Source organism: Candidatus Poriferisocius sp. (genome assembly GCF_965204145.1).
In the GTDB taxonomy this organism is placed as follows: Bacteria; Actinomycetota; Acidimicrobiia; order Acidimicrobiales; family Bin134; genus Poriferisocius.
The window spans coordinates 1212232-1224251 of record NZ_OZ241977.1 but is presented as its reverse complement, the minus strand read 5'-3'; the positions used below and the strand labels follow the sequence as shown (position 1 = coordinate 1224251).

At 62.9% G+C, this 12020-nt stretch carries 9 protein-coding genes; 1 reads left to right on the top strand and 8 read right to left on the bottom strand.

Annotated elements, in window-relative coordinates; translation table 11 throughout:
- Positions 1–21 precede the first annotated feature (21 nt).
- From ACOGI7_RS05515 to ACOGI7_RS05480, 8 genes are all read right to left on the bottom strand, one after another.
- The gene (locus ACOGI7_RS05515) at positions 22–3015 is read right to left on the bottom strand and encodes a M16 family metallopeptidase (protein WP_419850909.1); all 2994 of its coding nucleotides are present in this window, start codon (positions 3013–3015) and stop codon (positions 22–24) included.
- A gap of 117 nt (positions 3016–3132) precedes the next feature.
- Positions 3133–4677 carry a sugar ABC transporter ATP-binding protein gene (locus ACOGI7_RS05510; protein ID WP_419850908.1) on the bottom strand — a complete coding sequence of 515 codons (1545 nt, stop codon included), beginning with the start codon at positions 4675–4677 and terminating at the stop codon, positions 3133–3135.
- Positions 4674–5687, bottom strand: a complete 1014-nt coding sequence (locus tag ACOGI7_RS05505; protein ID WP_419850907.1) for an ABC transporter permease — start codon at positions 5685–5687, stop codon at positions 4674–4676. The genes ACOGI7_RS05510 and ACOGI7_RS05505 overlap by 4 nt, the downstream gene beginning before the upstream one ends.
- Positions 5688–5804: 117 nt before the next feature.
- Complete coding sequence (locus ACOGI7_RS05500) at positions 5805–6986, bottom strand: sugar ABC transporter substrate-binding protein (RefSeq protein WP_419850906.1); 1182 nt, start codon at positions 6984–6986, stop codon at positions 5805–5807.
- A gap of 102 nt (positions 6987–7088) precedes the next feature.
- Positions 7089–8297, bottom strand: coding sequence for a cytochrome P450 (locus tag ACOGI7_RS05495; RefSeq protein WP_419850905.1), 1209 nt, complete (start codon positions 8295–8297; stop codon positions 7089–7091).
- A 54-nt stretch (positions 8298–8351) separates the two neighbouring features.
- On the bottom strand, positions 8352–9539 hold the full coding sequence (locus ACOGI7_RS05490) for a lipid-transfer protein (RefSeq protein WP_419850904.1): 1188 nt from the start codon (positions 9537–9539) through the stop codon (positions 8352–8354).
- Positions 9540–9579: 40 nt separating this feature from the next.
- Positions 9580–10032, bottom strand: coding sequence for a Zn-ribbon domain-containing OB-fold protein (locus ACOGI7_RS05485; RefSeq protein ID WP_419850903.1), 453 nt, complete (start codon positions 10030–10032; stop codon positions 9580–9582).
- Between the two features lie 23 nt (positions 10033–10055).
- A complete protein-coding gene (locus ACOGI7_RS05480; protein ID WP_419850902.1) occupies positions 10056–10817 on the bottom strand; it encodes an SDR family NAD(P)-dependent oxidoreductase in 762 nt (253 codons plus the stop codon).
- A gap of 76 nt (positions 10818–10893) precedes the next feature.
- Between ACOGI7_RS05480 and ACOGI7_RS05475 the strand changes: the two genes are divergently transcribed.
- Positions 10894–11991, top strand: a complete 1098-nt coding sequence (locus ACOGI7_RS05475; protein ID WP_419850901.1) for a hypothetical protein — start codon at positions 10894–10896, stop codon at positions 11989–11991.
- The last annotated feature ends 29 nt before the right edge of the window (positions 11992–12020 follow it).

Sequence of the window (12020 nt, the reverse complement as noted above, 5' to 3'; positions counted from 1 at the left end):
ACCGGCCCGACCGGAACACGCCTACGGGAGCACTCGGACGATCTGGATGTGCTGATCAGGATCGAACAGCAGCGCAGCGAGCGCTTGCACGTCGCCAAGCTCCAGTGCCTCCAGCTCGTCAACGAGCCGCTGAGGTGTGGGTAATTCATCGTCGCTGGCATAGACCCGGCGGATGAGTACGTTCACCAGGTCGCCGTTGTCGATCAGCTCCAAGTCGTCGCCAACCACGGCCCGGGCCTGTTCGAACTCCTCATCGGTGATCTCACCTGCATGCACCTCGGCCAGAATGCGGGCCATCTCCGCTTCGATGCTGTCCATTTGGTCGGGAGGACCGGTAGCGGCAACCCTGCCGGTGATCCTGGGCTCAGGTGTGAAACTCTGGCCTAGGGAGGCACCGACGACGTAGGTATCCCCCAGGTCTTCTCGGACGTCCCCGACGAGACGCTTGCTGAGGATCACATCGAGCACCCTGATCGCCACCTGCGTCGCGGGGTTCACGTCCAGGGAAGCCTCGTAGGTGTAGGTCGCCTTTGTGGATTGAATATCGGGGCCGAGCACCACTTCACGGCGCACAACACCACCGGGCACCGGCGTACGCCGGTTCACGTAGCTGTCGGCCTCTTTCGAGGGAAGCGTTCCCACATAGGTTCGGGCCATCCGCTCCACGAGATCGCGTTCCACATCGCCGACCACTACCACTACCAAGTCATCCACCCCGACCAAGCGCTGCTGGTAGATGTCGAGCAGTTCTTCGGCAGTCAGCGAGTCCAATCTCTCCTGGGAGGGAACCAGGTTGAACCACTCGAAGGCATCCCCGTAGCGCGCATCGAAAAGCGCCACCGCCTCCTGCCAATCGGGATCGGAGAGCGACAGCGAGACCATGATGTCGCCGAAGTTGGCCGCCTCGCCGAAGGCCTGGTCATCCACTTGGGGGGCGGTCATGTACAGATGCATGAGTTGGAACATCGTTTCCACGCCTGCGGTGTCAGACACCCCTGAGAGTCCCTCAGTGGTCTCGGCGATATATGGCCGGACTTGGGCGTTGCGACCGTCCAGATAGCGGGAAATCTGCGCCGGGCTCAGATCGCCCAGTCTGCTGTTGCCCACTGCCCGGGTCGCCAGGTACTGCGCCAGAGGCCGCTCACCCTCCTGGAGCGCCGACCAACCTCCCCACGAGACGGCGTCCAACCCAACCTCGTTCTCCGAGATGTCTGAGTAGGCGTACATAACCCGGGCTCCGTTGTCGAATGCCCACTCATAGGCGTCGTCAAGCTCATCGGCAATTGCCTCAATCGGCCCCTCGCTCACCGGGTCGACCGCAGCGGGAACGGTCAGCAATTCGGTCGCCTCGCCGGTCTGGGCAGGCAGCTCACCCGGCGCGGCCGCGTCGAGCGCGGCCCGCATTTCTTCGACGCTGGGGACCTGGGAGGGATCGGGACCCACGGCAATCAGGATCAGCCCGCTCTCTTCCAGGATCTCCCGATAGCGGTCGGTGAGGTCGTCGATTTGCAACTCTTCAAGCAGGGCATCGACCCGCGCCGCGGTGTCCTCCACCCTTCCTATGTCGCGGCCTCCCAAGAAGTGCGCTGTGTACTGACCGGCGCGTTGGGCATCCTGAATGGTGGGGGCTGCCTCGATCGCCGACTCCAAGTCGGCCTTGATGGCCTTGGCCGCCCGCTCCAAGTCAGCATCGCTGAAGCCATGCTCGGCAAGACTCAGCAGCAAAGACCAGTAGTCGGTGAGGGCGGCTGGGAAATCATCCGCCCGCAGGTTGGTGCCGTAGTACCGCAAGCCTCGCGTATAGGAGAACGCCGACCAGTGGGTTGGATCGATCTGCGACAAAAAGCCCTGTTCATAGCCGTCCTGCAAGCGGTTCCCCACCATGATGCTGATGATCTCTTCAATCCACAGTTGGCGGTCGCCATCAACGGTGTTGGGATCCCAAGACGGCAGGCGGATGTCCAGAGAGAGGTAGGAGTAGGACTGTTCTGGCGACGTGGCGATGTCGAAAGTCGCCTCTGGATTCAACGCCGACCAGTTGTCAGGTGGCGCAGGGTCCTCCCCGGCGGGAATACCGCAGAAATATTCCTCAACCAGATCCTCGAGGGTTTCGACGGGGAGATCGCCCACCGCTACCACTGCCATGTTGGAGGGCACGTACCACGCCTCATAAAAAGCCCGCAGATTCTCAGCGGTGGTCGCCTCGATGCTCTCCACCGTCCCGATCGGCGGGCGGTCCTCATAGGGGGTGCCCTGGCTGTACATTCGTTCGAATACCTGCTGGATGACGCCCCGGCCGGTCTCATCCCTCCAGCGGTACTCATCCCGGACGATCCCCCGCTCTTCCTCCAGATCCTCGGGGGTGATGGTGGCGGCATGGGCCCATTGGGAGAGCACGTCGAAGGCGGTGTCCACCGACCCCTCTTCTTCGTCGATGACCAGGTCAAGCATGTACACGGTCTCGTCGTATGAGGTGTAGGCATTGCTGTCGGCACCAAACTCAATACCGATGCTGTGCAATGCATCGTCGATCTCGTTGCCTGGATACTTCTCGGTGCCGTTGAACAGCATGTGCTCCAAGAAGTGGGCATAGCCCGCGCCCACAATCGGCTCATTGAGCGATCCCGCATCAACGACCAGCCGCAGCGACAGGGCACCGCCCGGGCTGTCGTTGGACCGCAGGTAGTAGGTGAGCCCGTTGTCGAGTTCCCCGATCTTCACGTCCGGGTCAACTGGCAGCAGGCCCTCCGCGGCCCCTGATGCGGTGTCGCCCGCTGACTGGCACTTGTCGCCCTCCTCGACTGGGGCCTCGGGCTGAGCGGTCGGCTCGGGCTCTTCGTCGGGCTCAAGCTCCTCCGAGGGCTCGGCGGTGGCTTCAGCGGAAGGGGCCGCTTCCTCCATCGTCGTGTCTTCGCCCGGACCCATAGATCCGGTGATCGGCACATCGGAGCCGGCATCCGAGCATGCAGCCATAACCAATGCCGCGCTCAGCAACAAGATCAGAAGCTTCTTCATACCCGCCTCTAGTTATCGGTATTCGCCTCGGCTCTCTAAAGCCCGTGGCCGCACAGTACCGACCCCCGGTGACAGTCCCCACACCCAAGGCCCACAAACCAGAGGTCAGATGGCGGATCAGTGCTGGCTGTAGCAGATCTCCACAATGGCCGGCTCGGTGACGGCGTCGCCCTCCAGTTCGCCGACGATGCGGCCCTCGTGGAGCACCAGCACCCGGTGGCACACGCCGACCAGTTCGGAGAACTCCGAGGAGATGAACACTACCGCCTTCCCTTCAGCAGCCAGCTCCTCCATGATGTCGTAGATCTCCTCTTTGCCGTCCACGTCCACCCCGATGGTGGGCTCATCGAAGATCAACACATCGGCCCCCTGCTCCAGCCATTTGGCGATGACCACCTTCTGCTGGTTCCCGCCCGACAACAGGCGCACGAGCTGGCGGTCGTGAGGGGTGGCGATGCTCAACCGGTCGATCCGCCGGTCAGCGGATTTCTTCTCCGACCGCGGCGATGGCGCCGGCACCCGGGGTCGAACCCGGTGGCGGTCCAGGGAGGCCAGCGTGATGTTGTTGCGCACGCTGAAATCCATGATGTTGCCCTGGGTCTTGCGGTCTTCAGGCAGCAGGGCCAAGCCCGCCGACATGGACTCTGAGGGATGGTTGCCATGAATCTCACAGCCGTGCACCCGCACTGAGCCCTCCTGACGGTAATCGGCACCGAACACCGCCCGAACCAACTCGGTACGGCCACTGCCCATCAGCCCGCCTAAGCCCAAGATCTCGCCCTTGCGCACGTCGAAAGTGCAATCTCGTACACCGGTGTCGGCGCTAATTCCCTCTACCTCCAAGACGGCCTCCGTGTCGGGGCGTCCTCCCACTTCCTGGCTGGCTCTGCGCTCAGTCGCGGTTTGAGCGTGCTCGTGGCCGGTGATGTGGGAGATCAGCGAGGCCCGATTCAGCGCTGAGGTGGGCTCATCGGCCACCAGCTGTCCGTTGCGCATCACGATCACCCGCTCGGTGAGCTCGAAGATCTCCTCCAACCGATGCGACACATACACCACGGTGATGCCGTCATCCCGCAACCGACGGACGACCGCAAACAGGTGCTCGATCTCCTCATCGGTGAGCGAGGCGCTGGGTTCGTCCAGCACGAGAAGCTGGGCCTGCTGAGCGAGCCCGCGGGCAATCATGACCAGCCGCTGTTTGGCCACGCTTAGCTCTCCCACCGGCTCGCGGGGATCGATGCCGGCCTCCAGCCGGTCAATGGGCTCAGCGGCCCGGCGGTACAGTTCGGCCCAGTCCACGAACAACCCCATCTTGCGGGGATAGCCCAGACCCATCATCACGTTCTCAGCCACCGACAGATCGCCAACGTCTTGCAAGTCTTGGTGGACGAAGGCCAGCCCGGCGTCGGTGGCATCGTGGGGACGGTGGAGCTCTAGGGGCTCGCCGTTCAGCTGCAGATGGCCCTCGTCGGCGTGTTCCGCCCCCGCGATGATCTTGATGAGCGTGCTCTTGCCCGCCCCGTTTTTGCCCACCAGTCCGACGATCTGGCCAGACTCCAGCGATACGGTCACATTGTCCACCGCGAGCACGCCCGGATAGCGCTTGGTGACATCAGAGACTTCAAGCAGAGGTGCTGGCTCCGCCAGCGGTGTAGCGGTCATCGCCGGGAGGCGCCGATGCGGGTGAACGCCATGGCCAACAACAAGATACAGCCCTTGGCGATATCCCGAACACCGGTGCTGTATCCCTCCAAGATCAGCCCTCTGTCAACAGCTTGCAAAAAGATCACACCCAACACGGTTCCCGGCACATTGAACAGAGTCCGTTTTGAGGCGGCCGCTCCCAAGAAGGCTGCGGCATAGGCTCCAAGTAGCGTTGAGAAACCGCTGTCTGCCACCGACGAGGCAGTTCTTGCCGTCGAAGTAACGGCGGCGAACAACGCCATGAAACCAACGGCAGAAAACCCTAGGGCTCGTAGAGCTTTGACGTTTATCCCCGATAACCGTGCTGCCTCGGGATTGCCGCCAATGGCATACATGTAGCGCCCTGCCTCGGTCTTGGCCATAAGAAGCCACATGAGTATGGCCAGCCCTGCGGCTATCCATACCGGTGTATGCAACTCCAACCAGGGATCCGGCCTGCCGACTCCGAAGTCGCGATAGATGGCAGGCAGGTCTTTTGCGCCAGTGATGTTGCGCCCATCAGCTGCCTCATATCTGGTTCCTATCAATATGAGGCCGGTGGCAAGAGTCGTGATGAATGAGGGCATCCCGGCATAAGAGACCAGGAGGCCGTTTATTGAACCTGCCACCAGGCAGAACAGCAGGCCCACCACAACAGCGAGCAACCAAGACCAATCATGGTTGACAATGAGAATGACCACGATGGCCCCAGCCGCCGATTGAATTCCGGTTACGGACAAATCGAAATCGCCCATGGCTAAGACGACAGTGAGGCCTAGAGCCAACATCAGCAGTGGAGAGGCCAGGTTGAGACTGGTTCGGATCCCGTCGATCTCCACGAACCGATCGTTGAGAATGGCGAAGATCAGGATGCTGGCGAGCAGCGTGATGATCACCCCAAAGCGTGAGATGACCTTCAGCAGGTCAAAATCTTGAAACCTGCCACCTGACCCTGGGGAAGGGGCCTGGATTGAATCTATTTCAGACACGTCTAGAGCCTCCTAAGGCCAAAGTAGCAGGTAGTACGCGCTGGGGCCGGTGGCAGGCATGCTGCCACCGGCCCCAGCGGATCAAGTCACCTACACCAAGAGTGCAAGTTCAGATTCTCAGCCGCAGTTGGCGACTCCGCTGAATTGACCGCACCACTTGTTGCGGAAGTACTCCTCGTAGTCACCTGGGGGATCCGGTGCTGGAACCTCAGTGCTGTCGGCTGGCATGGCATTGACGGTGTCAATGGTGACCACCTGCCGTACGGAGAAGATTCGGCCGTCATAGCTCGGAGCACGCTCTTGGCTCGGCTCGGTGCCAAATACCAGCATCTGGGCAACGGCATCCACCTGCGCCCAACTCTGCCACTCCAGCTTCTCGTCTACCGCAGCATCTACTCGGCCGTCGCGGATGTCATTGACCGTGGTCGGATTGGCGTAGAAGGTGACCAGTAGCGGTCGATCTGGATCGTCGCCATCGGGATATAGGGCTCCAATTGCCGAGGCAGCGCCGATGGAAGCAACCGAGAAGTTGATCCAAACAGCGTCAACATCGTCATACTGCTGCAACTTGGTGGTCACATCAGCCTCGGTACCAGCCACCAGGTTGGCGAAGTCGCCTTCCCACTGGTCGACAACCGTGATGCCGGTCCCCTCGATTACCGAGTTGAGCCCGGTAATGCGCTTGTCGCTCCATGCGGTGGGCACCGTCTGCACAATGATGTTGCCCCCGTCAGGAAGCTGCTCAACCAGATAGTTGGCAAGCTGCACACCGAGGTCGGTGTCATCGGAGGCGAAGCTGGCGATGTAGAAGTCGCGGGGATCGACCTCGCCGCCGGCTGACAGAACCGGCACGCCCTCGTCCGCGGCCCGCTCGAGCACGTCGGTGATGAACGCCTCGGGGATGCCGTCGGTAAGCATTACGTCGATGTCGGCGTCAAGCAGCTGGTTGCCGCACACCGGCATCTGCGCCGGGTCGCCGGCGGCGTCGCAGGTCTCATAGCCCCAGCCGAGGAAGTCCACCGCTTCTTTCGCAGCGTCCTCAATGCGCTTTCCGGCCTCATCGGCGTAGATCCACTGGAGGTACCCAATCGTGATGTCGGGCAGCTCCGGAGCCATTTCTTCAGTGGGCTCGGGAGCCGGAGCCTCAGTGGGGGCCTCGGTCGGTTCTGGGGCCGGAGCCTCAGTAGCCGGGGCAGGCGCTGGCTCATCAGCGACATCGTCGTCATCGTTGCCGCACGCGGCGGCAATCAATGTCAATGCCAGCAGTGCTGCCAGCAACTTCCACAAAGAGCGTTTCATAGTTGTCCCCTCTCTGGACGACTCAGAATCTGTCCAACGCTTGAAGTCGCAATAGTAGGAAACCCTTGAATCGGGTACCAATTCCCTCAAGAACTAGCCGCCCTACGCCGGATCGAACTCCACTCTCAATTCAGCAGGAGCCCGGAGGAAAACTCCAACCTCTTTGGCCTCGAATCCATCGGCGAAACGGAGGTTCTCAGTGCAGTCCAGCACGATGTTGAGCGCGGCCTCGATCTCGGCCTTGGCCAGATAAGAACCCACGCAGTGATGCCGGCCAAAGCAAAACGTGGTGTGCTCGGCATTGGCCGCGAAGGCACTGGACGCCGGCAGATCCTGACGGTTGATGTCGAACAGCTCGGGGTCGGTGTGGGTGTATTTGCGCTCGTCCCGATTGGCCGCCCCGATGATGCCGGTCACGGTGGCCCCCGCCGGAATGGTGCCAGTGCCCGACGGCAGCTCGGCCTCCTCGTGGGGCAGACGCTGGATCCAGTGGGCCGGCGGGCTGTAGCGCAGGGTCTCGGCCACGGCCATGGTGACCATGGAGCGGTCATTGCGCACCTGCTCGAGCTGATCGGGGTGCTCCAGCAGGTTCTTGAACAGGCTGGCGATGGCCTTGTCGGTGGTCTCTCCCCCGGCGGTCAAGAGCAGGCTGGTGAACGACTTGACCTCGATGTCGGAAAGGCCGCTGCCGTCGATCTCGGCGGTCACCAGGTTCGACAGCAAGTCGTCGCCGGGGTTGCGGCGGCGCTCGGCGATCACCGGCATCAGGTAGTCCTGGAACTCGACCCGGGTCTGCTCCCCTTCCGCGATGATGTCGGGGTCCTGATTGATGTTGGACACGAACCGGTTGATCGACTCATACCAATCCTGGAACTTGGGATGGTCCTCATCGGGCAGGCCCAGCATGGCCACGATCACCTTGATGGGCAGGTACCTCGACAAGCCCTCAACCAGATCGCAGCTCCCGTCGTCGATCCACTGATCGATCATCGAGCGAGCCTGGGTCTCGATCATGGGCATGAAGTCGGCCTCCAGCAATGCCCCCCGGAAGAAGGGCGCGACCAGATTGCGGTAGCGGGAATGCTCAGCCCCATGCTTGGACAAAAGCGTCGGGCCGTGAGCCGGCTCGATCATCCACTCGTACATGTCGGTGCTGAAATCCGGGTTCTTGAATACGTGCTCCACATCGGCGTAGCGGCTCACAAACCACGTGTCGGACGCCTCGTCGTGGAAGCACGGGTAGTCGTCCCGGTACACCCGGTACACGTCGTAGCGGTCTTCGTCGGAGCTGAGCAGATCAGGTGGCGCCATGGCGGGCACTCTAGCCAGAGGGCGATCCCCAGTACCGAGAACCGGGCGAGCGGGTCAGCGGGTGCAGATCACTGAGGAGCCGTGGCCGAACATGCCATGGTTGATCGACAGGCCCACTCGGGCGCCCTCCACCTGGCGGTGCCCGGCCTCGCCCCGGAGTTGCCACACCATCTCGCACACCTGGGCGATGGCCTGGGCGGGAACGGCCTCCCCGAAGGCACCCAGCCCCCCCGAGGGGTTCACCGGGATGCGTCCGCCCAGCGCGGTGTCTCCCGCCCGCAGCAGCTTGGCCGCGTCGCCCCGCTCGCACAGCCCGATGTGCTCGTACCAGTCGAGCTCGTAGGCCGACGACAGGTCGTACACCTCGGCGAAGTCCAGATCTTCGGGCGACACCGAGGCCTCCTCATAGGCCCGGGCCGCGATGTTGTCCTTGAAGGTCATGGTCTCGTCGCCAACCGCGGCCCACGAGTCCGACGCCAGATAGGGCAGTTCGATCACACTGTTGGGGTAGGTGGGGCTCACCGTGGAGATGCCCGAGACCCTTACTGGGTTGTCCACCCCCCGGCTGGCCGCCCATTCCAGGCTCGACACCACCAGGGCGGCCCCGCCGTCGGAGGTGGCGCAGATCTCCAACAGGCGCAACGGGTCGGCCACCATTGGCGAGTTGGCGATGTCGTCAACGTCGTATTCCTTGGTGTAGCGGGCATTGGGGTTGAACACGCCGTGGCGGGAGTTCTTGACCTTCACCGCAGCGAAGTCCTCGGAGGTGTCTCCGTACAGCTCCATACGCCGCCGGGCGTAGAGGGCGAAATATGTGGGGTTGGTGGCTCCCACCAAATGGAACCGGAGCCAGTCGGGGTCTTCGTGGCGTTCCCCGGCGTTGGGAGCGAAGAATCCCTTGGGGGTGGACTCGGCTCCCACCACTAAGGCCACGTCGCACACACCGGACAGGATCTGGGCCCGGGCGATGCTCAGCGCAGTAGCCCCCGAGGCGCACGCTGCATACGAACTGGCCAACTGGCAGCCGGTGAACCCCAGAGCGTTGGCAAAGGTAGACGCCGACACGTAGCCGGGATAGCCGCAGCGCACGCTGTTGGCCCCCGATACGAACTGGATCTCTTCCCAGCCCACTTCGGCGTCGGCCAGCGCGTCGCGGGCCGCCTGTTCCCCGTACTCCACAAAGTTTCGGCCCCATTTACCCCACGGGTGCATCCCCACACCCAAGATGGCGATCTCGTCCATTTGCTACCTCACCCGCTTCCCTTCTGACCGATCTCGTCCATCAGTCTTCTCCGTTCTCGCTCATCCCCATCGGCGACCACTTCCACACCAGGTAGTCATGCTCCTCGTCGGAATACAGCACATCGATCACCAACTCCATCTCCATGCCCACCGAGAGATCCTCCACCGACACGCCTTCCACCACCTGGCCCAGCACCACCAGGTTCTCCTCGGCCAGCCGCACCGCAGCAACCACGTAGGGCTCGAACTCGTCGCCGGGAATCACGTAGGGCGCAGGCGGGGCGTACTCACCAGTCGTGAACGACCACAGCCGCCCGGTGCGGCTAAGCGACACCTCGTCGATCTCATCGCCCAAACACGCCGGGTCGGAGCCGGCCAGAGCTTTGGGAAAGAAATAGGAACCGCGGCTGCGAGCCCGCCCCCCGATCAGCCGGGGCTCATCGGAGTCGAGCGTGAACAACCCCTCCACCGCGGCCACTTGCGTCCTCGTCATGGTCGCAGCATACGCACTGGCTGCTATCGGTTGAGCATCCCGCCGTCGACCACCATGGTGTCGCCCGACACCCAGCGCGCTTCGTCGCTGCACAGCCATACCGCAGCCTCGGCCACCTCCACGGGCAGCCCCAAGCGTCCGCCGGGCATCATCTGGACCACCGCTTCGGCCATCTCCGGACTCGACTCCCGCCACGACGCCACCATCGGAGTGTCGATCATCCCCGGGCAAATGGCGTTGACCCGGATGCCCTTGTTGTTGAGCTCGTCGGCGGCGTAGGTGGTCAGCCCTAGCACTCCACGCTTGGCTGCGGTGTAGTGGGGCTGGCCGGGCGCAGGAATGATGGCCGCGCCCGACGCGGTGTTCACAATGGCTCCGCCGCCTTGGGCCAGCATCTGGATGATCTCGTGCTTCATGCACAAGAACACCGAGGTCAAGTTGACCGCGATCATCTCGTCCCACTGGTCCAGCGTGAGTTCGTGGAACAGCCGGGAAGGGTGGGTGATGCCCGCGTTGTTGAAGGCGTAGTCGAGCTGGCCAAACGCCGATACCGCAGAAGCCACAAGGGCGGCTACTTGGTCTTCGTCGGTCACGTCCGTCTCGAAGAACTGGCCTTGGCTTCCCTCGGCCTCGATCAGGGCCACCGTCTCAGCGCCGCCCTCCGTATTCCGGTCGGCCACCACGACGCTCGCCCCTCTCCGGGCGAACAGCACCGCGGCCGCTTGGCCGATCCCGCTGGCACCTCCGGTCACCAAAGCCACCTTGCCCTCCATCGTGTTGCTCATGATCATCTGCTTTCTATTGCCATTGCTACGAGGACATAAGGTAGGCCACCGCGCAACGGTTACTGAAAGGACAACAATGGCCATCTCCTCATGGGACGAGTTCCCGGTCCACCAGTCCCCCGACTGGATCCGCCACGCAGGCACAACCGACCGGAATTTCTACGATCGCAACTACTTCTGCCTGCACGGCTCCAGCGACGAACTGTTCGCCATCTTCGGCATGGGCCAGTACCCGAATCTGGGTGTCCAGGACGCCTTCTGCTGCGTCCGCCGGGGCGACAAGCATCATGTGGTGAGGGGTTCCCGGCCACTCACCGATCGGATGGATATGTCGGTCGGCCCCATGCGCATCGAGGTCATCGAGCCTCTCAAGAAGGTGCGCTTCATCGTGGAGCCCAACGAGCACTCCATCGCCATGGACGTGACCTGGGATGCGTCCATCCGGGCTATGGAGGAGCCCAACCAGTACATCCGCAGCGAGGGCCGGGTTGTGTTCAACACCCAGCGCTTCGCCCAGCTCGGCCGGTGGGAGGGAGCTCTGTCGGTAGGCGGCGAGGACTTCGCGGTCACTCCCGACCGATGGGGCGGCGCCCGAGACCGCTCCTGGGGTATCCGCCCGGTGGGCGAGCCCGAAGGTGACGGCATCCGCCAGGGTGTCAACGTCATGTCCGGGATGTGGAACTACTTCCCCATGATGTTCGACGATCATGCCATCTTGTACATGAACAACGAGGCCGACGACGGCACCCGGCGGTTGGTCGAGGGCAAGCGGGTGTGGGTCGACGGCCGCCCCGATGAAGATCTGGGCCGATCCGAGCACGACCACACCTTCGAGTCGGGAACTCGGGTGCTGACCCACTCCACCATCTCCTTCCCCGAGGCCGGGATCGAGATCGATTGCCAGCCCCTCTTGGTGAACTTCGTCTCCGTGGGAACCGGATACGGCATGGACGCCGACTGGCGGCACGGCATGTACCAGGGTCCCGGCTTGGTGGTGCAGGGCAAGGTGCTGGATGTCGACACCGAGGTCAAGCCCATCGGACAGTACGGCGTGGTCGACCATGTGGGCCGCTACACCTACGAGGGCAATGTGGGCTACGGGCTGTATGAGCACGGCTTCTTCGGGCCGTTCCACCGCTACGGGATGGCCGACGGGGCCGCGGGCGCCCCGTAGACGGCGAGAGCGGCGAAAGCGCCGGTAAG